At 60.9% G+C, this 25,142-nt stretch carries 16 protein-coding genes; 9 read left to right on the top strand and 7 right to left on the bottom strand.

The window, feature by feature from the left end; translation table 11 throughout:
* Window positions 1-184 precede the first annotated feature (184 nt).
* Window positions 185-757, bottom strand: coding sequence for an HAD family hydrolase (locus tag H1B37_RS09105; protein ID WP_182866329.1), 573 nt, complete (start codon window positions 755-757; stop codon window positions 185-187).
* A gap of 65 nt (window positions 758-822) precedes the next feature.
* On the opposite strand from H1B37_RS09105, the gene H1B37_RS09100 reads away from it, so the two are divergent.
* The 4 genes from H1B37_RS09100 to H1B37_RS09085 all read left to right on the top strand — a co-directional run bounded on the left by H1B37_RS09100 (window position 823) and on the right by H1B37_RS09085 (window position 10,892).
* The gene (locus tag H1B37_RS09100) at window positions 823-2,064 is read left to right on the top strand and encodes a GspE/PulE family protein (RefSeq protein WP_182866328.1); all 1,242 of its coding nucleotides are present in this window, start codon (window positions 823-825) and stop codon (window positions 2,062-2,064) included.
* A 172-nt stretch (window positions 2,065-2,236) separates the two neighbouring features.
* Window positions 2,237-5,047, top strand: coding sequence for a site-2 protease family protein (locus H1B37_RS09095; RefSeq protein WP_182866327.1), 2,811 nt, complete (start codon window positions 2,237-2,239; stop codon window positions 5,045-5,047).
* Between the two features lie 218 nt (window positions 5,048-5,265).
* Window positions 5,266-6,558 carry a hypothetical protein gene (locus H1B37_RS09090; RefSeq protein WP_182866326.1) on the top strand — a complete coding sequence of 431 codons (1,293 nt, stop codon included), beginning with the start codon at window positions 5,266-5,268 and terminating at the stop codon, window positions 6,556-6,558.
* 596 nt (window positions 6,559-7,154) lie between these two features.
* Entirely contained in the window at window positions 7,155-10,892 is a 3,738-nt protein-coding gene (locus H1B37_RS09085) for a proline dehydrogenase family protein (RefSeq protein WP_182866325.1), read from the top strand.
* A 134-nt stretch (window positions 10,893-11,026) separates the two neighbouring features.
* On the opposite strand, the gene H1B37_RS09080 is transcribed toward H1B37_RS09085, so the two are convergent.
* The 6 genes from H1B37_RS09080 to H1B37_RS09055 all read right to left on the bottom strand — a co-directional run bounded on the left by H1B37_RS09080 (window position 11,027) and on the right by H1B37_RS09055 (window position 19,947).
* Complete coding sequence (locus tag H1B37_RS09080; RefSeq protein WP_182866324.1) at window positions 11,027-14,611, bottom strand: cytochrome c biogenesis protein; 3,585 nt, start codon at window positions 14,609-14,611, stop codon at window positions 11,027-11,029.
* A 110-nt stretch (window positions 14,612-14,721) separates the two neighbouring features.
* On the bottom strand, window positions 14,722-15,894 hold the full coding sequence (locus H1B37_RS09075; protein ID WP_182866323.1) for a hypothetical protein: 1,173 nt from the start codon (window positions 15,892-15,894) through the stop codon (window positions 14,722-14,724).
* Window positions 15,895-16,095: 201 nt separating this feature from the next.
* Window positions 16,096-17,793 carry a helix-turn-helix domain-containing protein gene (locus tag H1B37_RS09070; RefSeq protein WP_182866322.1) on the bottom strand — a complete coding sequence of 566 codons (1,698 nt, stop codon included), beginning with the start codon at window positions 17,791-17,793 and terminating at the stop codon, window positions 16,096-16,098.
* A gap of 84 nt (window positions 17,794-17,877) precedes the next feature.
* Window positions 17,878-18,309 (bottom strand): hypothetical protein, encoded by a 432-nt coding sequence (locus H1B37_RS09065; protein WP_182866412.1) that lies wholly within the window; start codon window positions 18,307-18,309, stop codon window positions 17,878-17,880.
* 136 nt (window positions 18,310-18,445) lie between these two features.
* Complete coding sequence (gene hisN / locus H1B37_RS09060; RefSeq protein ID WP_182866321.1) at window positions 18,446-19,285, bottom strand: histidinol-phosphatase; 840 nt, start codon at window positions 19,283-19,285, stop codon at window positions 18,446-18,448.
* Between the two features lie 11 nt (window positions 19,286-19,296).
* Window positions 19,297-19,947 (bottom strand): signal peptidase II, encoded by a 651-nt coding sequence (locus tag H1B37_RS09055; RefSeq protein ID WP_182866320.1) that lies wholly within the window; start codon window positions 19,945-19,947, stop codon window positions 19,297-19,299.
* Window positions 19,948-20,335: 388 nt separating this feature from the next.
* Between H1B37_RS09055 and dapB the strand changes: the two genes are divergently transcribed.
* The 5 genes from dapB to H1B37_RS09030 all read left to right on the top strand — a co-directional run bounded on the left by dapB (window position 20,336) and on the right by H1B37_RS09030 (window position 25,077).
* On the top strand, window positions 20,336-21,139 hold the full coding sequence (gene dapB / locus H1B37_RS09050; RefSeq protein ID WP_182866319.1) for a 4-hydroxy-tetrahydrodipicolinate reductase: 804 nt from the start codon (window positions 20,336-20,338) through the stop codon (window positions 21,137-21,139).
* A complete protein-coding gene (locus tag H1B37_RS09045) occupies window positions 21,136-21,504 on the top strand; it encodes a hypothetical protein (RefSeq protein WP_182866318.1) in 369 nt (122 codons plus the stop codon). The genes dapB and H1B37_RS09045 overlap by 4 nt, the downstream gene beginning before the upstream one ends.
* Before the next feature lie 390 nt (window positions 21,505-21,894).
* Window positions 21,895-22,080, top strand: coding sequence for a P-loop NTPase family protein (locus tag H1B37_RS09040; protein WP_182866317.1), 186 nt, complete (start codon window positions 21,895-21,897; stop codon window positions 22,078-22,080).
* 75 nt (window positions 22,081-22,155) lie between these two features.
* Window positions 22,156-23,385 (top strand): DUF1559 domain-containing protein, encoded by a 1,230-nt coding sequence (locus tag H1B37_RS09035; RefSeq protein ID WP_182866316.1) that lies wholly within the window; start codon window positions 22,156-22,158, stop codon window positions 23,383-23,385.
* A gap of 321 nt (window positions 23,386-23,706) precedes the next feature.
* Window positions 23,707-25,077 carry an MFS transporter gene (locus H1B37_RS09030; protein ID WP_182866315.1) on the top strand — a complete coding sequence of 457 codons (1,371 nt, stop codon included), beginning with the start codon at window positions 23,707-23,709 and terminating at the stop codon, window positions 25,075-25,077.
* Window positions 25,078-25,142: the final 65 nt, after the last annotated feature.

Genomic DNA, 25,142 nt, shown 5'->3' with positions numbered 1-25,142 from the left:
TACCGCAGCTCAACTGGCGTCCTTGCCGGTGCGTCGCGACAGTCGCCGTGTTCTCCGAACTCGGCGTCCGAAGAGCGAAACGGTGCCCGACGCCGACCTCGGAGAGGACGGCGACGATCCAGCCGATCCCCAAAAAATAGGCGCCGGCGTCGCGACACGCTAAGGATAGCACGCCGGTAGCGGCCTATCGGACATCGACCCAATCCATCCCGGCTGCCTGGGCGGCTTGGAAACCGAGCGGAGAATCCTCAAAAACGACACAATTTTCCGGTTTCACCTCGATTCGCCGGGCCGCTTCCAGAAACACGTCCGGCTCGGGCTTGTGCCGCTGGGTGTCTTCGGAGGTGACGACGACGGAAAACCAGTGGTCGATCCCCAGCGCGATCAATTGCTTTTCGACGACGACGCGTCCGCTGCCACTGGCGACCGCCATCGGCTTTTTCCCGTGAAAGGTCGCGGCGATTTCGCAGACGGCCGCCATCGGCTGGACTTGGTCGATCAAGCTTTGGAAATGCGTCTCCTTTTCCACCGCAACCGCCTCGGCGTCGACGTCCACGCCATGTTCATCGGCCAACAAGGCGACGATCTTTGCACTCGGCATCCCGCCCATCGAATAGAATCGTTCTTCCTTGAATTCGATCCCATAACGCGACATCGTTTCGCGCCAGGCGACATAATGCACGGGCATCGAGTCGGCCAAGGTGCCGTCACAGTCAAAAATCAAGCCGTCGTATCGTTCAAAGTCGTTTGCGTTCATCGCCAAAGAATCGCACAAGACGCCCCTTTTCGGAACCCGCCCCGCGTCAAACCACGCTCGCTCCCATGAATCAGCCCCCGCAAATCACCCCCCAGGTGTCCCACTCCTCGTCGGGGAAAGACGGCCCGCAAACCGATAAATCGGGCAGCGAGAACATTGCGTTTTGTGACTCGATCTTCGCCAAGGCGTTCCAGGCAAGCGCGTCGGACATTCACTTCGAACCGTTCGAACAGGCGTTTCGCGTGCGGATGCGGGTCGACGGGGTGTTGTCCCAAATCGCCGCCGGCCCCGCGGCCGATTACCCCCAGATCTCCTCACGGGTGAAAGTGCTCTCGGAATTGGACATCGCCGAACGACGGCGTCCCCAGGAAGGCCGTTTGCGATTGGTGATCAGCGGTCGCAACGTCGACTATCGGGTGTCGTCGGTCCCCACCCGGTTCGGTGAGAAAATCGTCTTGCGGGTCGTCGATGCGACCGGGCTGAAAGCCGACCTGACCAAACTGGGCATGAACCCCAAAGAAGCCCAATTGATGGCCCAGGCCACCGGCCAACAGTACGGCATGTGCCTGGTCACCGGCCCGACCGGTAGCGGAAAAACGACGACACTCTACTCCGCGCTCAATCGGCTCAACCAGATGGACCGCAACATCTCGACGATCGAAGACCCGGTCGAATTTGACGTCTTTGGCATCACGCAGATCAATGTCCGGCGTGAATTGAACATGGACTTCGCCCAGGTCCTGCGGTTACTGTTGCGGCAAGACCCCGACGTGATCCTGGTCGGCGAAATCCGTGACACCGAAACCGCCAAGACCTCGTTTCAAGCCGCGATGACCGGCCACATGGTGCTCTCGACGTTGCACACCAACGACACCGTTTCGGCCATCGCGCGATTGCGCGACATGGAGATCGAACCCTTCTTGATCACCGCGGGGTTGAACGTGATCGTCGCCCAGCGGTTGGTGCGACGCATCTGCCAGCATTGCCGAGCCCCCGTGACGATCTCCGCCGCCCAACTCAAATCGCTCGGCATCAGCGAAGAACAAGCGGCCAAGGCGAGTTTCCATCGCGGACACGGCTGTGCGAAATGCAACGGGTCGGGCTGCCGCGGCCGCGTCGCGATCTTTGAAATGCTGACCTTGTCGTCGAAACTTCGCGACATGATCTTTGAAAACGCATCGGTCGAAGCACTCCGCAAACAAGCGATCAAGGAAGGCATGCGGACGCTCCGCGTCAGCGCGCTCAGCAAAGCGTTTCAGGGTCTGATCACGCTGGAAGAAGCCGCCCTATTCTCCGGTCGGGCCTGAAAGCCGAGCGCAACCCAATTTGCGTACATGACGATGCATTCGAAGCGTCGCCGTGTTCTCCGAACTCGGCGCGGGCGCGAAAAAGCAGAGCTTTGCCCCGCGCCGACCTCGGAGAGGACGGCGACTGTCCAACCCCATCGAAAACTAAACTCCGGAAGAGTACCCGTGTTTCATGTTCTATAAGCTGAGCGCCCCGCACGTCTCGATCCGCGAGTACATGTACGAAGGCAACGTGATCACGATGCCGATCGTGCTGCTGATCGCGTGCGTCGTCAAACTGCTGCGGATCCCCCTGCCCGGATCCACCGACCTTCCCCCGGTCGCCTCGTTGCAACCATTTCGCGTGCCGGGTGAAAAAGTCGACCCGGAGATTTTGAACGCGATCACGGATCTGGATTCGCAAGTCCACGATTTGGGGTTCAACCGCATCGACCTGATCGGAATCAACGACCGACAGAACAATACGCGTTACGGCGGCGCGGCCTACCGGTCGCCCGACGGCGAGACCGTGGCCTGGATCCGCTATCGGCTGTGGCCCAACTTGGAACGCCGCAACAAGTTTGCCCGCCTGGCGCTCTATTCACTCGGCCCCGGCGGGGAAATCATCCTGACGACCTCCGCGACCCGGGACCTGCTCGATCCGCCCGACTGGCACGTCCAGTACCATCCCAAAGTCGATGCGAACCAGTTGCGTGATCTGCACCAAACCCATGTTCGCAAGGTGTTGGGAAACGCAAGGCCGATGATCGCCGGTGATACCGATTCGGCGTTTGATTTATTGGAACACACGCACAAAGAGTTTGTCGACTTCCAAGTCGATCGCGGCGTGTTCGTCCCTCCGGCTCCAAGCCAGACTGCCGTTGCTGACGATGACGTCCCAGTCGCCGAGCTGGTCGACGTCTCCGACGAGATCACGGCCGATGCAAACGTCCAAGAGCCGGCCGCTCCCGCCGATGCCGTGGCTGCCACGGAAGTGCTCGCTGACGACCTGCTCGCCGATGAAACGCGGCCGATCATCGAAGCGGTCCGAAAACAGGAAACCAAGCAATCCGGGTGGCTGACGAAATTGGCGATCCTGGCCGTTTCCATCTTGCTGTTCATCGGGCTCGGCGCGTGGCAATGGGAATTGGAACTGGTGTTGATCCTGGTCCCGATCCTGCTGGTCCACGAACTAGGACACTACGTCGCGATGCAAGTGTTCGGGTACAAGAACATCCACATGTTCTTCATCCCGTTGCTGGGTGCCGCGGTCAGCGGCCGCAACTATCGCGTCAACGGTTGGAAAAAGGCGATCGTCGCGCTCGCCGGTCCGCTGCCCAGCATCGCCATCGGACTGGTGCTGGGCGGTGCCGGTCTGATGCTCGGCAACGAGTGGTGCGTCAAAGGCGGATTGATCACGTTGATTCTGAACGTCTTGAACCTGGCGCCGTTTCTGCCCCTGGACGGAGGCCAGGTCGCGCACGTGACGTTGTTTTCACGATCCAAAGTCATCGACTTGCTGTTCCGCATCGGAACGATCGCGGTGCTGATGCTGGTGGCTTGGTTGCTCGATGCAAAGTTGTTGTTTGGAATCGGTGTCGCAATGGCACTGGGGTTACCGACCGTCTGGCGCACGATGAAGGTCACCGAATCGATCCGCGATCGCGAGCTGCCCCAACCGAGCAACGACAGGATGCCCGAGGATGCGATCCGCGTGGTCGTCGATGAAATCCAACGTGCCAATCTGCCGACCCAGGGCACGTCGACCCTGGCAAAATTGACGCTGTCGGTTTACGAAAGCGTGATCACCCGACCGCCCTCCTGGCCGGCGACCCTGGGGATCTGGGCCCTGTATTTCGGCGGGCTGGTTTCCGGCGTCGTGGGCATGATCGTGATCACGTTGGCCAGTGTCGGTGGCGGGTTGTTTGACGACCTGCCCGAATTCGAATCGCAGTATGAACAAGTCGAAACCGACGACGGTCAATTCCGGCTGGGGGCTCCCGACGTCGACCCCACGGCGACAAAACTGGACTTGTTGGTGTGGCGATTTGCCGATGCCGACGCCGCCCGCAAGGCCTATGACACGCTGGTCGAATCGACCGATGACTCGGTCGCAAGACTCGGCAACGTCGTGTTCACCAGCACAATCGCCGACCGCGACGCTGCCCGATTCAACGACGAAGATTTTGCCAAAGGCTTCGAAGCGTTCGCGGCCAATGACCCACGACTCGATCGGCTAACCGATGCCCGGTGGCGGCGATCGTTCGACGGCGACTTCCCACAATTGATCGTCGCCGTCTCCAGCGACACCGCCGACGAACTGATCCGAGCCTCCGAAAACATGCCGTACAACATCGGCGATTCGGTCGCGATCGCCCCCTGGACCCCCAAGATCCAAGCGACCGAAGACCAACTGCGATTGCAAGCCAAACTGTGTGTCCTGCAAGGCAAAACCCAACCGCTGCCCTGGGAACAGCCACCGCCGGCCGACCAGGATGACGCGGCGGCAGACGACGAACCGATGGACTTTCGCAAGCTGATGCGTCAATCTGCCGAGCGTTTCGAACAGATCCAACAGAATCGAATCGATTGGATCGGCGAGCAAGCCGAATCCAGCGACGGCGCCGCGCGACGTCTCTACAACGCCTACCTGGACTTCGAGTCCGAATCCGAGGCCTGGCGACAAGACGAACGCCCGCATGAGCAAAAAGGACCGCCTCCGACGCTGCCCGACGCGTTGGCCCCCTTGCTGCCCGAACTCGGCTACCTGCACCCGGCCCATCCCCTCCGAGAGACGAGCGTCAACGTCGACGCCTACCGCTTGGAACCAGAAGACGAACTCCTCAGCGAGACCTTCCCCCTGCAGCGCGACGGCCGATCACTCGTCTACCTGCACCTATCCCCCACCCGCGACGCCGCCGCCGGCTACGCCACCGTCCACGCCTGGCTGAAAAACCACGGCATCGAAACCGTCATCTGGGCCTACGACACGCCCGTGGAGTGAAGTTTCGAGTCGGCAGGTTTCAGGTTTTTCGAACTGCCTACTGCCGGCTGCCCCCCATTTTCCTGCCCACTCCCCACTCCCCACTCCCCACTCCCCTTACTTGCTAGCAAAACTCTCTTCCCTCCAATCACCCTCGGCGGCCGAAACGATCTACCCTTGTCCCCCGCCGGCCACCTAGAATCTTGAATGAACTGTCGCCACCCCAGGGGATTGCATGGATGCATGAACGGACCCAGCGAGCCGTCGCTCGATTGTTGTTCGTTTTCTGCTGCGCGGTCCCGACCTCGATCGTTTTCCTCTCGATCCTGGTCACCTGGACGCCGTGGTACCAGGCCAACAAGCTGGCCGAGCTGACGCATCATCTGAATCTGCAGACGGGGTTGGTGTTTGAAATCGGTCGTTGCGAGCGTGTCGCGCCGGGCAAGTACCTGTTGGAAAACGTCCGCGTCCGCGATCCGGATTCCCGCCAGCACGTCGTGACAATCCGATTGATCGATTACCTTGTCGAACGTGAGCGGGCGGCGATCATTTTGCACCAGCCGGAATTCCAGTCGGCCGGGCTCGGTCACGCTTGGACGATGCTGCACGACCGTTTGATCAGCCGTCCGGCCCAGACGTTGGTTCCGATTTCGATCCTGGCGACCGACGTCAGCATCCTCAGCCGCACCGGATCGATGCCCCCGGTCGACGTCTCGGCGGAGATCACGCCGGAGGGCGACAGCGTTCGCATGATCGCTCGGGCCGGGCATGCCACACGTCACGTCGGCCCGCGTCTGCATGTCGAACTGTTCCGCGATCGGAATCGCGAACTGCCGGCGACCGAATTGGTGCTCTCGACCGAAGGCACCGCCCTGCCCTGCTCCGCCTTGGCCGAGTACGCACCGGCGATCAAGCATCTGGGAGCAAACGCGGAATTCGTCGGCGTGATCGCATGCCGGCAAACGCCCCACGGTTGGACCTATGACCTGGGATCTTCCTCGCTGAACAAGCTCAGCTTGAACGACCTGACCGATCATTTGCCGCACCGCGTGATCGGCGAAGCGGAAGTCCAGTTTCGACGCTGCGTGATTCATCCCGGCGAATCGGTCAACTTGGTCGGCACACTCAAATCGTCCAAGCCGGCGAACTTGCGGATCAAGACACCGCTGCTGGCGGCGATGCGAGATCACCTGGGGATGGCCGTCGACGAGCGTGAATTGGTTCCCAATCCGAACGGCATCGAGTGCGAATTGGCGCTGAACTTTGACATCCGCGACGAAACGATGACGCTGACCGGCATCGGCGACAACGTCGTGCTGTACTCCCGCGGTCGGCCGATCGCCGCCCCACCGGCAGAACTGATCGATGCCGACCGGATCACCGCGATGCTGGCCCCGCCGAGCCGCTGGATGGCGGCGTGGAATTCGATCCTACTGCCCTCTTCCCCCGCCCCAGCCGACGACGCTTTACCATCCGCAGCGTTTCGAAGCGTTCGCAACCTGGACGGCGACGCCTCGATCCGCCAGCAGTAGCGAAGCGGAGAACCAACCCTCCCTGGCCGTGGCCTGGCGAAAATCAATGGAACCTGGAACGTTGGTTAGGTTCGGGGACGTTCAGCGATTCTGCTGGATCCCTCGATTGCAAATTGCAAACTGTTCATTGCAAAATTCAAATTTTCCGGGAATCGTCGCTCCAATCATTTCGCAATTTGCACTGTTCATTTTGCAATTTTCAATCGTTGCCGGTTCACCACTTTTCGACGCCACGTACTTTTCACCAGGCCACCCTGGCCGGGAGGGTCGAGCGTAGCGAGGGGAGGGTCGATTGGTGGTGATGGGGTGCTTCCGAGCCACAGCGAACCCTCCCCGCTCTGAACGCAAACTCCTCCGCGCCCCTCACTGGAAGCATTGGCGTCTACATCCTTTTCCATGGCTCCTTTCTCCCCCGGCTTTGCGCACAGAGAAGGGCTGGGGATGAGCCCTGGAGTGATTCGATGCCGTACGCCCGCTCTTAACGGCAGATCATCAACTGACCACACAGGTCGGCATCGACGTTAGACGGACACACGCTCGATTGCTGCTATAAAACAATTCCACGCTCTCGACCTTCACGTTCGGAACCTTCTGCGATGACTGAGCCCCCGCTGGACCTTGCCACGTTGTTGGCAATCGCAAACCAACACCCGCATGACGATGCCGCCGCGGCGATCGAGATTGCCAAGTCACTGTTGCTTCGCTCGCGTGCCTTGCAAACCCCTCAGGAACGTCATCAACAAGCCGAATTGGACCGGATGATCGGCCGGCCCGAGGACAAGGCCACGCTGGTGGAGATGACCGACCAGGCCTTTCGCACGCACAGCCCGGCCCGCGTCGCCGATCAGTTGACGCACATCTTGGACGTCCAAGGCGTGCCACGTTTCTTCAGCCCGTTGGAACAAACCATGCTCCGCGGATTCCAAACCTTTGGCGGCTACCTGCCCGGCGTCGCCGTGCCGCTGGTCAAAGACAAGATGCGACAGGAAACGGCCAACGTGATCCTGCCGGCCGAAGACCAACCGTTGCGAGAACACTTGGCCGCGCGCCAGGACTCCGGCGTGCTGATGAACGTCAACTTCCTAGGGGAATCGTTGCTCGGCGAAGAAGAAGCGAATCGTCGCTTGCAGAACTACCTGCGGGCACTACAAATCCCCGAGATCGCGTGCATCAGCGTCAAACTGACGACGTTGCTGAGCCAGGTTTCAACGATCGCCCGCCGTCACACCGTCGGCATCGTTGCCGATCGCTTGGAACTGCTGTATCGCGCCGCCGCCCGCGAACGATTCACCCGCCCCGATCGCACGTCCAGTTCCAAGTTTGTCTATCTGGACATGGAAGAGTACCGCGATCTGCATCTGACCGCCGACGCGTTTGTCGAAACACTCGATCGACCGGGGCTGGAAAAGGTCCGTGCCGGGATTGCGTTGCAAGCCTACATCCCCGACTCTTTCAACGTCCTCACCGATCTGATCGCCTGGTCGGCCAAGCGAGTTCAACGCGGCGGTGTTCCGATCACCGTCCGGTTGGTCAAGGGCGCCAACATGGAGATGGAGCGTGTCGAAGCCTCGTTGGGCGGTTGGCCACAAACGCCGTACACGGACAAGACCCAAACCGATGCGAATTTCAAACGCATGTTGCGGTCGATGATCGCGGCCGCCGCCCAAGGCCATCTGGTGATCGGAGTCGCGTCGCACAACCTGTTCGACATCGCGCTGGCGATGCTGTGGGGATCGCGCACACCGCTGACCGCGGCCGACGCTTCCGAGTCGGGTCGATCGACGGCGCTGGAGCGGATGCAGTTCGAGATGCTCGAAGGGATGGCCAATCACCAACGCCGCGCCTTATTTGAATCCGCACCGCGGATGCTGCTGTACGCCCCGGCCTGTCGCCGTGAAGACTTTATCAATGCGATCGGCTACTTGATTCGCCGTTTGGACGAAAACACCGGCAAAGAGAACTTCCTGCGTTATTCATTCCGCCTGACGCCGGACTCGGACACCTGGAACCGACTGGCCGACGGCTTTCGCGATTCACTGGCGATGATCGACAGCGTTTCGGCACAGCCCCGTCGCAGCCAAGACCGACGTCAGCCACCCACCCAACCGGCCGCAGCGGCCCATTGGAGTTCCTTCGTCAATGAACCGGACACCGATTGGGCGCTCACGCAGCACAGCGAGTGGGCTGAGTCGATCGTAAACGACTGGAAAGACCGCTGTGATGACCGCGCCGTGCATATCCCCTTGAACGTCGGCGGCGAAACACGGGATCCGAATGCATCCACCGAGTCGGACGATCGTGCCTTGAAAGCATCGGCCGACCCGTCACGCCCCGATCACGTCGCCTGTCGATTCACCCAGGCGACCGACCAAGACGTCGATGATGCGATCGCGTGCGCGAGCAACGATCCGGATCAATGGCGTCAGATGTCCTGGGACGCGCGGTACGAATTGTTTCGAGCGGCCGCACAGAACATGCGCCAGCGACGCGGCGACTTGATCGGTGCGATGATGATCGACGGCGGAAAACTGATCGGCGAGGCCGACCCGGAAGTCAGCGAAGCGATCGATTTCACCGAGTTCTACCCGTTGACCGTCCAGGCGTACCTGCAGCGTGCCCAGGATCGCCAAAGTCCGTTTTCGGCATCACCGCGCGGGACCGTCGCGGTGATCAGCCCCTGGAACTTCCCGCTGGCGATTCCCTGTGGCGGGGTCGTGTCCGCACTGGCCGCCGGCAATACGGTGATTCTGAAACCGGCCAGCGATACCGTCTTGCCGGCCTATCTGTTGGCCAAGTGCTTTTGGGACGCCGGTGTTCCCCAGACGGCGCTGCAATTGATTCCCTGCAGCGGGTCGGGTGCGGGCAAACGATTGGTCACCGACCCGCGAATCGAGGCCGTGATTCTGACCGGCGGCACGGAAACCGCCAAAACAATGCTCAAGCTGCGGCCCGAGTTACACCTGATCGCAGAAACCGGCGGCAAGAATGCAACGATCGTCACCTCGCTGTCCGACCGTGACCTGGCGATCAAGCATGTCTTGCACAGTGCCTTCAGCCACTCCGGACAAAAATGCAGTGCCACGTCGCTGCTGTTGCTCGACCAAGAGGTCTACAACGACAAGGACTTCCGAAACACGCTAGCCGATGCGGCGGAAAGCCTGCCGGTCGGATCGGTTTGGGATCTATCGTCTCGCGTCGGCCCATTGATTCGTCCGCCCAGCGGTGAGCTGGAACAAGGCATCAAGGAATTGGAATCCGGTGAAGAATGGTTGGTGATGCCGCGGCGGATCGGAGACAATCGCCAACTGTATCGACCGGGAATCAAATGGAACGTTCGCCGCGGCAGTTTCACTCATCGCACCGAATTGTTCGGTCCCGTGCTGGGCGTGATGTCGTTCACTCGACTCGAAGAAGCGATCGAGATGGTCAATGCGACCGGTTACGGTCTGACCAGCGGGTTGGAAAGTTTGGACGACCGCGAGCAAGAACTTTGGCGTGACAATATCCGCGCCGGCAACCTGTACCTCAATCGCCCCACGACCGGCGCGATTGTGTTGCGTCAACCCTTCGGCGGCATCGGCAGCAGCGGCTATGGGCCGGGTGCCAAAGCCGGTGGACCACACTACGTCCTGCCGCTGATGCGTTTGGAAAACGATGCGAACGCAATCACCAATGCCCCCGGTGACGCGGCATCAAAACAGACGGCCGACACCACATCGATCGACGACGCGCAACGTGCGATCGAGTCAATCGACACAGCCGACATCGACGCCAACCGCGTCTCGCGATTCGCGGCATCGGCCAGACAAGTCGTCCGGGAACTTACCGGCACGATGCATGACCACTTCCGATTGACCGGCCAAGACAATTGGCGGCGTTACCTGCCGGTCGGCCAGCTTCGTGTCCGGCTGCGGGGCGATGAAACGGCTGGCGATCTGGCCATCTCCATGCTCGCCGCGGCGGCGGCCAAATGTGTCGTGACCTATTCCATCGCCGATGACGCCGAGGCATTGATCCCGACGTTGGAAGCGATTTCAGATCACCTGATTGAAAACGCCAGCTCCACGTGGCGCTGCGAATGGGTGCAGGAATCCGACGTGTCGTTGGCCGACGAGATCTCCGACGGTCGCGTCGACCGCCTGCGTCTGCTGCTGCCCACCAAGTCGCTTCCCACGATCATCCACGACGCCTGCAGGAACGAATTCATCAGCATCATCGCCGAAACGGTGCTCGATGACGCGGAGATCGAAATGTTGCGTTACTTGAACGAGCAATCGATCTCCGACGACTACCACCGCTACGGCAATTTGGGACGGCGGCAAATGGCGGAGTAGTGGCCGGGTGCGCGGACGGCGCCACGTTTCGCACGTCGCCAGTCAACCGTAGCTACCTTCGCCAGAAGGTGGTCCGCGGCGTTTGTCCACGCTCGCATCGAGCGTGGCTACGCCGAAGCTGACCAGATTGCACCTCACGCCGGCTTTCGCCAGGCAACGAGCCCCGCGATCAAAAACGCGAATTGGGTGGCCATGAAGATCATCAGCCACATCAACACGCCTTCGGTAAAGCCGTAACTGTGCAATCCGATGCCCAGTTCGTTCGTCCCGAACCAGCTCCACGCCGTGACGATGTTGCCGCCGATGGACAAAATCGCAAAACCGCGTGCCTTGACCATCCCGTCCCAACGGGCGTGCAACATCAGCGCGTTCCAAATCACGATCAGCAAGGCGCCGTTTTCTTTGGGGTCCCAGCCCCAGAACCGGCCCCAACTGTCGTCGGCCCACAGCCCGCCGAGAATCGTCCCGACGGTGCTGAACAGGATCCCGAAGCAAGCCGCCCCGTACACCATCCGGTACAGTGATCGCCCCGCTTTCTCTTCCGCCCCGACCCAGTTGCTGATCAGGTAGCCGATGCCCAGCATCCCGGCGACCAACGTCGCCACGTAACCCAGCGAAACGCTGATCACGTGCGTCGCCAACCAGAACTGGGTATCCAGCACGGCTTGCAACACCGGCATCGTATCCCCGCTGCTCAGCCCTCGGGCGACCAACAACGAAAGCGTTCCGGCGGTCGCGGCGACCAAGTTACCGAATCCCAAACGGAAGATCCGATCGATCACCAACCCGCCCAACACCGCGGCCCAACCGATGAACACGGCGGACGAATAAATGTTGATCACCGGCGCGCGACCGGTGATGTAAATCCGGCTCAAGATGGCGACCGTGTGGATCAGGGCGGCGACCAGCAACACGCCCCAGGTCGCGTTTCTTAATCGATGGTCACCGACGGCCAGGAACGCCAATGCCATGATCATGGACAGGATGTACAGAATCGTCGAACGCACTTCGGGCGAATTGGATTCCATCCAACGTTCCAGCGCCACTTTGTTGGAATTCAACCCGGGAATCGGATAGGCGGTCGACAGTGCCAACTGGTCATCGACGGCCTGGTTGAACCCTTCAAAATCCTTCTTTTCGTCCTGATAGGTTTCGATCATTCGGCTGAAGGGATCCGACGCCAGTTTGCGATCGGAGTCCTGTGACGGGCCCTTGGCGGCATCGTCAAAGAACGCGGGGGCAAAGGCGGTCCAATCGGGATCATTGACCGCATCGGCCGCCTCGTCAGCGGTCGGAGGAATGATCCGCGCCGTCCGCATCGTCTGGATCGATTCCATCCTTCGCTGCAATTCACCCAGCGCGAACCGCTGCACCATTTCTTCGGTGATGCCTTCGGGCAGGTTGTCCGTTGGAATTTCCGGCGGCCGCGGCAATTGGAATGCTTCGGCGGTCACCATGTACTGACGCGTGCGAAGATCCAGCTCCAGCAGTTTCTGTTCCTTGAACGACAACGCCGCTTCGTCCTTGCCGCGAGCCGCCTTGATCAACGCGTCCGCCTTGGGCCATTCGGCCAACAGCTCGTCAAGCGAGTACAGCTTGCTCTTGCGTCGTTCCAACTTCAATTGACTGCGGACTTCTTCGGCATCGACCCGGAACATCGGCAGGTAACGAAGTGCCGGATCATCGATCGCGACTTCCATCAACCATTGCATCGCCGACATGGACTTCTTATCAACACGGCTCTTGATCGCGCCCGGAGCATTCTCCATCGGCAGCGATTCTCGGTTGCTGATCGCCTTGAGCGTTTGGCGGGCAAAGGAATCCAGCGGCAACATCCGGCCGCCGAACTGGGCGGGAATCTTGCCGGCGGCGTAGAAATCGTAGCCCTTGTCACGCGAACCCGGACGCAGCGTCGTCATCGCGGCCGACCACGGGATCAGCAACATCAAGGCGAGCACGGCGGCGACGTTGAACGCGATCACGGCCGGTCGCGAGGACGTGATCACCTGGCGTTCATCGGCGCTCATGGCCGCCATCTCCTTGGCCCGCTCGCGTTCGCGCCTGCCGACGAAACGTTTCAACGTTCCGGTGAAGTGTGCGAGCATGCCCAGCGCCATGATGCTGCAGGCGACATACGGGATCAGCCAGCCGCTGTTGCGCACCACTTGAAGCCCCGTCATCTCCTTCCCACCGGGCAGCGGCGTGTAACTGGATTGAAAGAACGTCTCGCCGCGATACCGCAGCGGGTTGTTCATCCAGACACGTTCACGACGGTCCTCGCCGGTTTCCGTGTCGACGATGCGGATGTACGAACTGTAATCTCGCGGTGTTTCGGTCCCGCTGTAATTGCGACGCTGGACGTCTTCCAAGTGAACCCAATACGGTTTCACCTCGCGGTGATACTTCAGCCCGACCTTGTACTCGGTCTCGCCGATCGTGACTTCGTCGTAGACGTCCTTGGCCGATCCGCCGGGGATCAACGTCTCTCGGTCGGACAACATTTGGCTGACCAGGTGCGTGCCCAGCGACTCGCCCGTCTCCTTGTCGATCAATTCGATGTAGGCCGACGCCACGTTGACTTCCCCATCCGTGCCGCCACGCTTGCGCGCCTGGACCGCCTGGACTTCCAACCCGACCCCCTTGGTCGCCGGGTTGCCGGTCGGTTTCGGATTGACCAGATCCGAGTTTTCGTAAAACGCGACCACCTTCACATCAACCGGCAAGGCGTCGTCGCGGATTAGTTCGCCGCTGGACAGTGCCTGGTCAATCTGCGTCCCAGGAATCGCCGTCACCGTGTCTTCTTCTTCGCCAGGCTGGACGAAGGTCAGTTCGATCTTGTCCAGATTGATCAATGCGTTGGTCGATTGGCCCTCGACCAGACTGATCCGTTGTTCCAACTGGCGGTCACCGAAGGCGAATTGGCCGAACATCAACAGCCCGACGCCGAAGTGCAGCAACAAATTGCCGCCCTGGCGTCCGAAGATCAGCAAACATCCGACCAACAAAATCACACCGGCACCGAGCCCCTTGGCCAGTTGCCAAACGATCCGCAATCCGGGATCACCGATCCGCGAACCGCTGAACAACGTGTAAACGACGACGCCGGCCAAGAGTGCCGCGCCGATGTAACCGGCAATGCGCAGCGAACGATGTTTGACATTCGTCGACACGGCGGTCAAACCGATCGCACCGGCAATCCCGATCCCCTGCAACACGTTCCAAAGTGCGGGGTAAGAGATCGGCGGTGCGCCCTGCAATCCGTCACTGCTGTGTCCGCTGGCGATGATCAATCCGGCGACAACAAAACCGGCCAAGATGAAGAGGATGCCCGCAGCCAATCGACCGCCCGACGCGGAGACGCGGAACCGAGTCGCCTTGGACGCGATCAGGTTCATCATCAACAACACGCCGATCAACGCCCCACCGGGAAACGGGATCACCCCCGGAATCGGATTGGCGTGACGATAGAACGCTTGCGGGATGAAGTCGTCGAAATGCATCCACGCGATCCATGAAACGAAGTACCGTTCCTTGACGTCCTGCATGTTCATCTCGTCCTGGGCCAGCGTCCCGACCAGGACGATGATCAGGGAAGCAGCGAACAAGCCGACGGTCAGCTTCAATGACCCGATCGCCGAAAGCACGTCGGCCGACGAGATCACCGTCGATTCATCACGCTCTTTGGGGAACTGGCCGGTGGGATTGGGGAGTGTCGCCATTTTCTATCTACCATTGTGTTTTATCGCCATCGATCCATCGCGTTCCCGAGTCGGAGAGGCTTCCAGCCTGTCACTCGCATCTCGACAGGCTGGAAGCCTCTCCCACCATCCTAAAACGACAACGAATCCAAAAACGCTTGCATCGCTTCGGATTGATCCGCGACCGTTTTCGCGTCACCGGTCATTTTAATGAACTTGCTGCGGCCGCCTGCCATTTCAACAATTGTCGCATCGATCGATTTCTGTCCCTTTTCGGCGTCGCCTGCGATGATAAACCGCTGCGCCGGGCGGCCGGAAACATCGAATTTCTGTGCCCCGGCCAGCATCTCGTCGACCGCCGCATCCTCGGGAGAATCTCCGGCGACCTGCCCCATCCAACGTGCGACGTTGCTGCGCAGGTCACCACCGGCCGTGATCACCGTGATTTCGGACTCACCGACGCGGAAGGCGGCTTCACGCATCCCGCCGGGCCGGACGTCCAGCTTTTTCCAACCGTCGGGGGTTTCAAATTCCAGTGGTGACGTCGGCGTCGCCGCCGTGGTCGCCCCGCCCGCTGGACTCGTCAGCGGACCGGCGCTGGGCATCCCGGCGCTGGACATCCCGGCGCTGGGCAATCCAGTTCCAGGCATTCCTGCACCGGACATCATTCCCATCGGCGCCGATCCAGCGCCCGGGACACCGACCAGATCGACCCAGACGGCATCGCCCTGGGCCGCGTCGACATCGATCGCTTCGCCGCCGGACCAGGTTTCGGTCGACGGGTCCAAGCCGACTTGGCCGCGCCACCGGTTCACGTTTTGTTGGACGTAGTCGTCCCATGCGTCTCGGTCCATTGTGCCGGGGACCGACAGATTGGAAACGCTCAGGTCGAGTTGTTTTTCGGGCGTATTGATGTCGATCGTCGCGAATCGCATCGGCTTTTCTCCGCCGCGACGCCAGCCGTCGGGCAACGATTCGAGAACCGGTTCGTCATTGGCATCGAACTGGACACTTTTGACAAATGCTTTGAAGGCGTCATCGATCCGGGCGACCGCGTCTTCGGGGCCCAAGACTTTAAAGAACCAGACTTTTTCGCCGCGGGGAACCATCACCGCCAGCAAGCGTTCTTTACCGGGCAACAGCTGCTCGGGGACCTTCTTGGGGATCTTGTAGGTGACGATCCCTTCGGGCTGCTCACAACCGGCCAGGCAAACGAGCGCCAGTATCAGCACCGGCAGCACGGCCAACCGTCGTCGGATCCCACCACCGTGGCGGTGCAAGTTCTCTGTCAGATCCGGAATCATGGGCGCGATCAAAAGCGGGGCGGGCGGGAGGGTGAAATCCGTTTCCGGCGGGAGTGTGGCATCCGAGCAGTGTCAGTATAGACGCGCCACCACCGTTCTTCGTACCCGCCACAGCCAGACCGGGCTCAGGAATCCCAGCCCATCAGCCCCTTTAACGAATCCGCCCAGGGACTCACAGGCGCTGAAAGCCCAGACCGGGGCTCAGGAATCCCAGCCCATTAAGCCAATCAGCGAATCCGTCAGGGCGCTCACCGGCGCGGAGATCTCGTTGTAAGCCCACATGTTTCGGACCAGATCGGACATCAGCATGCCGCCCAACGAAAGCGTCAGGATGATGAACATCAGCGATAAACACTGCATCAACGAGAAGGGGACTTCGTATCCCACCCCGGCGACGGCCGCGCCGACCGCGGGGGCTTCGTCGACCTCGTCCATCTCGATCGCCTCCCCTGCCATGGGGTCTTCGCCCAGTCCGCCCTCGGCCACCGGCGCTTCGTCAAACGCGTCGACTGCCACCGCTTCGGCGTCACCGAATCCGGCGTCGGCAAACCCCGCGTCGTCGCCGAAATCATCCTGGAAATCAACGGCGTCGCCGACCATTTCGGAATCTTCGACTTCGATGACCTGTGAGCTGCTTTCCAGATCGGCATCCAGCCCGACGCCCGACGGCGAGAGTTGGAATTCTTCGTCCGAGCCCGAGCCGCTGCCGCCGGCATTCTTGCCACTGGATCCCGAAATCCCGCTGCCGTCGGTCAATTCGGCCCCCAAATCCAGCGCCGACAGACTGCTGCCGGCCAAATCCAAGGGCTCACTTTCGAGCGACAAGCCGCTGTCACTGGGGCTCATCAGATTGATCCCGCTGTCCCCGGCGACCGAGATGTCACTGACACTGTCCAGCATCAGATCCGCGTCGTCGTCGGCGATCACCAAGTCGTCGTCTTCGTCCAGGGCGTCATCCATTTCGTTGATCACGCTGGACCCCAGTCCGCTGCCCAGCCCGGAGGAGGTCAGCAGGTTTTCGCTGTCGCCGGAGATCAGCCCGCTGCCGCTGCCGGATTGTTCGGCGCCCAGCAAGTCCAATTCGCTCAAGACGTCCGCACCGGACGATTTCATCTTCTCGCCCGAATCCGGCGAATCGAGTTCGTTCATCAGTTCCAGACTGCTCGCCCCGGCCGCTTTGACCTGCAGTTCATCTTCGCTCAGCGAATCCAGATCCAAGCTATCGCTGTCTTCGCCCAACAGCAGATCGTCGCTGTCGTCTTCGTCCAGCGATCCGGAAAACGCGAACTCTTCGTCCGAGCTGGCGTCGTCAGCGACATCCACGTCGCTGATCGAGATTTTCTCCGCTTCGTCCTTGATTTCGGCTTTGGCGACCGGACCGGTGCTGCCCTCTTTGGGATCGATGGCGATGTCGATCGAATCGATGCTGTCGTCCATCAACGCCGGGTCATTGAGTTTCAATTCGGCCGAATCGATTTCCTGCAGCGCGTTTTCGTCGCTCTCAAACAGCGAGTCCTGCTCCAAATCGTCGCTCAGCTTGCCACTGTCGGATGTGACCAGTTCGACATCGCTGCCATCTTCTTTCGATCCGGTGACCAGGTTCACGTCGCTGCCCTCGCCGGGCGTCTCGCTGCCGATGCCCAGATCGCTGCCTTCGCCCTCGCCCGGCGAATCGCCTCCGATCACACTGCCCGATCCCATCCCCGATTCGTCGACCAGGATCCCCGATCCGAAGCCGTCGGCCAGTTCGTCGGCCAAACGGTCGATCTCCGTCTCGGGAAATTTCCAACTGGAACCGTCACGAAAACCGCGGACTTGGCCTTGGCTGCGAAGTTCGACCAGGCGATCGGTGCTGATGCCAAGTTTCGAAGCAGCTTCTTCAAGTGACAGATAAGACATGGGCGAGGATTGATTCGAGCGGGGGAAAGACAAAGTTGATGATTGATTGCCCTGTTTCCCTATCGCTCGGATCACCGGCAGTCGCTACTTCGCCGGACTGCCAAGTTGCCGGATTTGTCCGGGAAGTGGCTTCGTCAGGTTAAGCGATAAGGAGAAGTCGGCATCGATCGGGCGGCTGCTGACCAAGCGGATCTGGCCCGACCTATCGATATGATACACGGCGATTTGCATTTTTCCGGTATGAACCAGCGTAATTGTTTGACTTCCCGAGCCGGTAAATCCGTTAAACCCGATCAACTCCCCCGCCGCAGCAACCTGAGGCCCCTTTTCCGACGCGGACAGCTGCATCAGCGACGCGCCGCTCGGCTGCGACACCTGTTCGGGGGGCAAGCCAGATTCGAAGCCTTCTGCACCGATGTTTTCCGGAATCCCGTACGTCCCGGGCTGGTCCGCCACACCGCCGACGACCAACGCCGAAAGCAACCCCAATCCCAGCAATCCGACTCGCCAATGCATCCTGCATGCTCCTGATATTGTGGGGGACTTCGACTCACCGCCGCCAAACCGTCCCCGTGTCCTGACTCTTCACCGCCCCTCTGTACGACGGTCCCTTCCGGGCCGTCGCCTCCGACCGAATACCACCCCGCCGCGGTCAATCGCAACCCAAGATCCGGCAAACGGCATCATGAAGCACTCCGTTGGTGCCCACGCCGTCACCGCCCCGAACCGTCGCGACGCCCTTCCAATCGGTGAAACGGCCGCCCGATTCGACCATCACCGGCAGAATCGCAGCGACATCCCAGGCGTTGCAAATCGGATCGATCATCACGTCGGCCCGCCCGGTCGCCACCATCAGGTAACCGTAACCGTCGCCCCAGGTCCGGGTGATCCAGCACGCCCGTTCGATCTGTTTGTAAGTCTCCGCCCGGTCGCGGGCATCGAACGAGCCCACTTCGCTGGTCACGAACACGGCCTGCGAAAGCTCACTTCGTTCGGAGACACGAGCCCGCGTCCATTCCGCCGGCGCCCCATCGGTCTCGCGGCGCTGGTGCCAACACCCCTGCCCCAACGCCGCGACCACCATCTCGCCGAGAGCGGGAATGAAGATCACGCCGCCGATCGGTTGGCCGTCTTTCTCCAGCGCCAACAACGTCGAATACAGCGGCACGCCGCACACAAACGACTTCGTTCCGTCGATCGGATCAACGACCCAGCGGTAATTGGATTGGCCCACCGTCTCGGCGAACTCTTCGCCTTGGACCGTGTCTTCGGGAAAGGCCTTGGCGATCTTTCGGCGAACGAGCTGTTCGGCTTCCCGGTCGGCGATCGTCACCGGCGAATCATCGCTTTTGGCATCGACGTGCAACTCTCCCGTGCCGAAGTACTTCAGCGTGTGTTCTCCGGCGGCCCGGGCGATGGAAACCATGGCCGAAAGCCGCCCCGATTCCAGCGACGACCAGTCGGCAGGTCCCTGCAATGTCGATGAGTCCATGTTTAAATCCGTCATGCGTCTGAATCTGAATGTGTCTCGTGATCTGGCGTGTTCTGATCGTCGGCCGATGAGTCGATGAACTGCCCCGGAAAAAAACTTTGGTACAGCAACATCCCCGCACCGACCACCAACAGCGAATCGGCGATATTGAAATTCGGCCAAGTCCACTGTTCGTTGATCCGCCACAAGATCCAATCGCGGACGCCACTTTGCCACTGTTCCGGGTAGCCGGGTTGCCACCACAATCCCAACCGATCGTAAAGGTTGCCGATGATTCCGCCGCCGACCAGCCCCAGCGCGACGGTCAACCAGCGTGATTCGGCCGCCCGAAACCAGAACAACCAGATCACGATGCCGATCGCGGCGACGACACTCATGGCGGCGAAAAAGGTGCCGCGTCCGGCCCCGACCCCAAACACCGCTCCGATGTTGACGGCCGTCTCGATCCCGAAATACGGCTCCCAGACCCACCAGATGTCGCTTTGGGTCGGCAGCCCGCGCCAGCGGAACACCGCCTCCTTGGTCCACAAATCCAACCCTCCGCCGACCACCGCGATCCCCAGAAACACCCAAAATCGGCCCACCAGCGACCTCGGCGGTCGCGACGTCGCAGCGGCAGGTGCGGTCTCGGGGCCGTCGATGGTCGATTCAGCCTGATTCATTGTCTTTCTATGATCCGGTGTTGACGTTGCCAGCATTCCTTGGCCCGCGTTGTAAGGTTGTCCGCTGAAAACTGGAAAGGCCCTACACGGTAGAATCGTTCGCCCCGCTTGCCCAGATCAACCTGCGGGAACTCAGGGCCCACTGCGTGGTTGCACTCTAAGAGTCGCCGTGTTCTCCGAACTCGGCGCGGGAGCAAAAAAGCAAAGCTTTGCTCCGCGCCGACCTCGGAGAGGCCGGCGACAGTCCAGCCCGACCCCTGAATCAAGTGTCGACGAAGCCCGGGGGGTTCTTCCCATCGGCATCCCTGCCGCCCCGCGTCGCCAAGAGTTACATTACGGCTCCGTTCCCCTTTCGAACCCGCTTCCCCAGACGAGCACCCCACCCACCATGTCCACTCCACTGAAAATCGCCGTCCACGGAGCGGCCGGTCGCATGGGTCGCCGAGTCGTCGCGCTGGCATCGGAAGATTCTGCCCTGGAACTGGTCGCGGCGATCGAAAACGACCAACACCCGCTGCTCGGCCAGGACGCCGGCGACTTGGCGGGCGTCGACACGCTGGACATCCCGCTGTCGTCCAAGTGGCCCACGGATGCCGATGTCGTGATCGATTTTTCGTTGCCCGAGGCGATCGATCGCTGTATCGAGAAATGTGAACTGCACGAAACCGCACTCGTCGTGGCCACCACCGGCATGACCGACGCCCAAGTCGAACGCCTGAACGAAGCGTCAGAAAGTATCCCGATCGTCTGGGCCCCCAGCATGTCGCTGGCAGTCAATTTGTCGATGAAACTGGCCCAACAGATCACCGAGAAACTGTTGGACGTGCCGGGCGGGTTGGATATCGAAATCATCGAACGACACCACCGCTACAAGGCCGACGCGCCGAGCGGAACGGCACTGAAATTCGGTGACTTGATCGCCGAAAAATTGGGCGACGACACCAAACACGTCCACGGCCGCGAAGGCCACACCGGCCAGCGAACCCGCAACGAAATCGGATACCACGCGGTTCGCGTGGGCGATAATCCCGGCGAACACACGATCGTTTTCGGCATGCTGGGCGAACGGATCGAATTGAACGTGGCCGCCAGCAGCCGCGATTGCTACGCCGCCGGCTCCTTGGCCGCCGCCAAATGGCTGAGCGACAAACCCGAAGGCATGTACGACATGTTTGACGTGCTGGAGATGTGATGAAGTGTGACGAGGGTTACCGCTGCGACGTCTGCGGCCAAGACGTGACCTCGATCGTCGAAAGTGACTTGTACCTGCGTTACGTCATCGGCGAGCTCGATCCGGAAACCCTGCACACGGCCGCCGAGCGACACATCCGCTGCAACCCCGTCCTGGCTCAATTCATCGATGACGACCAGTTCGAGCCGGTGGTCATCGCTGGACCGATGGCACTGGCCCACCTGGACGGTGATTTCGTCGCCCAGCGACGCCAACTGGTCTCACGCGGCTACCGGCGGCTGCTTGAAATCGTCGACTGGCCGGGCGACCGCGATCTGACCGAATACCCGCTGCCCGAAGCGGTCCGGCACTACCGCTCGCAGTAGCGGCCTCGTGCTCTGTCAGCATCAAACTATCCGGTCGGTTGATTGAATCGAAATGGCCAAGCTAACGATCAGCCGATGGGCGCTAGCCCCGGTCTTGTGGCGGCGAGAACCGCGGCACTAGGGGAAAGGTTGAACGATGCGGCATGTCTTTCCCGATTGCGCGTCTTCTCTAGCGAAGTGCCTTGGTGCGCCGTCAACACCTGATCGCCGATCGCGGGGGACTGCAATTGCCGACGGTCTTGGCAATCCGCCAATCGTCAGCGGGGGTTTGACGTCGACCCAGGCGCTGCTTGATGTGCGATCTGGCGAAGTGTAGTCTAGTGCTGAGGATTTCTGCTCTTTTCCAGCCGTCGCCCCCCACCAGCGACTCGTCTGTTCACCGGATCCCCCATGACGCGTTCAGTGCTCCTTCTGTTTTGTTTGACGATTGGCGGTATCGCCGTGACCGGATGTGGCAGCTCGACGACCGTCGGCAAGCCGACCGGTGGCGACGCGACGGCCTCGGGATACGACGCCATGTCGGACGCGCAAAAGGCGAAGTACGATGAAGCAATGTCGAAGCAGATGGGCCAATAGTTTTGCGCCACGTGAGCCGTTTACTCGTCCGAACCGAAATCCCTTTCTTTTGTCTCCGTAACCTTGGAGTGTTCTATGCGACGTGATTCGCCCCGAGCCGGCTTTACGCTGGTCGAATTGTTGGTGGTGATCGCCATCATCGGCATCCTCGTCGGACTGCTGCTGCCTGCCGTCCAAGCGGCACGTGAAGCGGCACGACGAATGAGTTGCAGCAACAACTTCAAGCAGATCGGATTGGCGTTGCAAAACTACCACTCCGCCTATCAGCGGCTGCCGATGAATTACGGCGGCACGACCCCCGTCGCGCCGCTGGTCAACGGCCCCGGCGGTGTGACCAGTTGGTGGGAAAGCAATAACTTTGGCAACCATGAACTGCTCAGCATGCTGGTCCCGCTGACGCCCTACATGGAACAACAAGCGCTCTGGGAAGCGATCAGCCAACCGCTCCCGATCGCCATGCCGGTCGCCTTCACGTTTCCCGCCATGGGTCCGACACCGACCCCTGGCAGCGCGACCGATCCCGCCCGCAACGGCTATGACCCGTGGTGGACGGACCTCCCCACGTTCCGCTGCCCCAGTGACCCCGGTGAAGGCTTGCCGGCGATGGGACGCTCCAATTACGGACCACAATGTGGTGACAACCGCAGCATGACGTTCGGAGCGAAGGATGCTGGCTTACAGATCGTGAATTCGCTGGACGACCAAAACGGAAAGTTGAACCGTGGGTTCTTCTTGCCACGCGAATTCACGCGTTTCCGCGACGTGCTGGACGGGCTTTCCAACACCATCGCGATGGGCGAAATCATCACCGACCTCAGCGACGGCGATAAACGCACGACGCCTGCAGTCAGCATCATCGGGTCGATCGCGGCCAACCCCAACTACTGCGAAGAGAACTTCGTCAACCCGGACCGCCCGGGGTTTTGGCTCGACCCCGATGGCATGTTGGGTAACTTTCCAGGCGACCAGCCGTATCCGGCCGATGTCGGCATCGGGCGAGGGTTTCGTTGGTGCAACGCACGCCCGGTCTACACCGAGGTCAATTGCATCCTGCCGCCCAACAAGGGACTCTGCACCAACGGGTTCCCGGAGAACGAAGCGATCGCGCCGCCGGGCAGCCGACACCCCGGTGGCTGCCACGTCCTGATGGGCGACGGCGCCGTCGTCTTCATCACCGACTCGGTCGAATCCGGCAACTCCAACGCCCCCCAACCGACCGCAGGTGTCGAAAGCCCCTACGGCTTGTGGGGCGCCCTGGGCACGCGATCTGGAAAGGAAGTCGTCGAAGAATCACTCAACCAATAAGGTCGAGAGAGGCTCCCAGGCTCGTCGATCCAGCCCCCTGCCAGCGGGAAGCGTCAGCGAGCGGCCGAAGAGTTTTACCCCGCCTCCAGCGCCCGCCACTAGCTGACGTCACGTGCTGGCAACCCATGCCAGCGGGAAGCGTCACGGCCTGTTGATCGAATCAGCCGCACGGCGCTAGCCGCGGTTCTCGCCGCCGCAAAACCGGGCTAGCGCCCATCGGCTAGTCGTTAGCTGTTTCGTTTCGACTAAATCAACAGGCCGGTCAGCGAGCGGCACGTGCTGGCATCCATCCAAAACCGATCTGATCGCGGGACAGGGGTGATGCTACAATCGGCCGACACCCGACCGACGCATCGCCACCAACCGCATCAGCGCCGCACCGTGAAAGAGCCTCCTGCCAAGCTGTTCAATGCCGGATTTCTGGGCCTGATGGTGGCTCAATTCTTCGGGGCGATGAACGACAACCTGTTGAAAGTCATCCTGGCCTTTGCCGTCGTTCGCGGCGTCTGGGAAGGCCAACTCGGCGATGGCGGCGAAGGCATCGTCAGCATTTGCTTCACGCTCCCGTTCCTACTGCTGTCGGGTTTCGCCGGCCAAATCGCCGACCGCTACTCCAAACGCACCGTAACGGTGTGGGTCAAAATCGCCGAGATACCGATCGCACTGACCGCTGGCCTGGGGTTCTATTTCGAAAACCTGTACCTGACACTGCTGGCGCTGATCGCCCTGACCTGTCAAAGCTCATTCTTTGGCCCGGCAAAGTACGGCATGATCCCCGAGTTGGTCAGCGACCGTCACCTCAGCCGGGCCAACGGATCGATCAACATGATGACCAACATCGCGGTGATTCTGGGCACGGTGATCGCCGGATCGGCAAGTGTCCGCTATCACGGGGCCGAGGGCGTGGCGCGGACGGCCTGGCTTCCGCTCGCGTTGTTTGTCGCCACCGCGATTCTGGGATTCGTCGCCAGTTTGATGATCACGCGTCTGCAACCGGGCGATCGCGATCTGCAAATCGACTACAACCCGTTTGCGATCTACATCGAAACGATCCGCAAGATGGGCCAAACGCGATTGCTGATGGTGATGATGGCCTGGGGCTACTTTTACCTGCTGGCCGGACTGGCCCTTTCGACCTTGTTCCGGTACCCCGAAGTGCTGGGCGTGGGGGACGACGAAGCCAGCGTGCTGATGGGCGTGCTGGGCGTTGCGATCGGCCTGGGCTGTGCCGTTGCCGGCTTCATCAGCGGCGACAAAATCGAACCGCGGTTGACGACGATCGGCGCGGCGGGATTGGTGGTGTTCTTTTTCCTGCTGGCCGCCGTTCCGCCCTGGATGCCCGACGCCCGACCGATGGTTCGCGTCGCGCTCAGCAACGTCGCGTTCTTTATCTTCTGCGCCGGCTTCTTTGCCGGTTTCTACATCATCCCGCTCCAGGCACTGTTGCAGAAACTCTCCCCGGATGACGAGCGCGGCCAATTCCTCGGCACCGCCAACGCCGTCTCCTTCGCCTTCATGACCGTCGCGGGACTGTTGTACTGGGCCGTGATGCCGGCGTTCATCAACCGCCCGCAAAGCATGTTCTATGTCTCCAGCGCGCTGATGCTGGTCGGCTCGCTGTTTTTCCTCTGGAAACTGCGTGGCACCGGCATCCTGATCGGCACCAAGCCGAGCGAACAGCCGGCCGCGTAGCGAGGGCCAGCGTACCCAAGTGATGGATTAACCCTCCCTGGCAGGGAGGGTCGAGCGTAGCGAGG

Origin of the sequence: Stieleria mannarensis (genome assembly GCF_014154935.1) — a bacterium.
Taxonomy (GTDB): domain Bacteria; phylum Planctomycetota; class Planctomycetia; order Pirellulales; family Pirellulaceae; genus Stieleria; species Stieleria mannarensis.
Note: the sequence above shows the minus strand (reverse complement) of the source record. Positions and strands in the feature narration are given on the sequence as shown.

Coding starts and splice junctions, on each gene's coding strand:
- H1B37_RS09105 (WP_182866329.1), bottom strand. CDS start 757: ATGAACGCAAACGACTTTGAACGATACGACGGCTTGATTTTTGACTGT.
- H1B37_RS09100 (WP_182866328.1), top strand. CDS start 823: ATGAATCAGCCCCCGCAAATCACCCCCCAGGTGTCCCACTCCTCGTCG.
- H1B37_RS09095 (WP_182866327.1), top strand. CDS start 2,237: ATGTTCTATAAGCTGAGCGCCCCGCACGTCTCGATCCGCGAGTACATG.
- H1B37_RS09090 (WP_182866326.1), top strand. CDS start 5,266: ATGCATGAACGGACCCAGCGAGCCGTCGCTCGATTGTTGTTCGTTTTC.
- H1B37_RS09085 (WP_182866325.1), top strand. CDS start 7,155: ATGACTGAGCCCCCGCTGGACCTTGCCACGTTGTTGGCAATCGCAAAC.
- H1B37_RS09080 (WP_182866324.1), bottom strand. CDS start 14,611: ATGGCGACACTCCCCAATCCCACCGGCCAGTTCCCCAAAGAGCGTGAT.
- H1B37_RS09075 (WP_182866323.1), bottom strand. CDS start 15,894: ATGATTCCGGATCTGACAGAGAACTTGCACCGCCACGGTGGTGGGATC.
- H1B37_RS09070 (WP_182866322.1), bottom strand. CDS start 17,793: ATGTCTTATCTGTCACTTGAAGAAGCTGCTTCGAAACTTGGCATCAGC.
- H1B37_RS09065 (WP_182866412.1), bottom strand. CDS start 18,309: ATGCATTGGCGAGTCGGATTGCTGGGATTGGGGTTGCTTTCGGCGTTG.
- hisN (WP_182866321.1), bottom strand. CDS start 19,285: ATGGACTCATCGACATTGCAGGGACCTGCCGACTGGTCGTCGCTGGAA.
- H1B37_RS09055 (WP_182866320.1), bottom strand. CDS start 19,947: ATGAATCAGGCTGAATCGACCATCGACGGCCCCGAGACCGCACCTGCC.
- dapB (WP_182866319.1), top strand. CDS start 20,336: ATGTCCACTCCACTGAAAATCGCCGTCCACGGAGCGGCCGGTCGCATG.
- H1B37_RS09040 (WP_182866317.1), top strand. CDS start 21,895: ATGACGCGTTCAGTGCTCCTTCTGTTTTGTTTGACGATTGGCGGTATC.
- H1B37_RS09035 (WP_182866316.1), top strand. CDS start 22,156: ATGCGACGTGATTCGCCCCGAGCCGGCTTTACGCTGGTCGAATTGTTG.
- H1B37_RS09030 (WP_182866315.1), top strand. CDS start 23,707: ATGCTACAATCGGCCGACACCCGACCGACGCATCGCCACCAACCGCAT.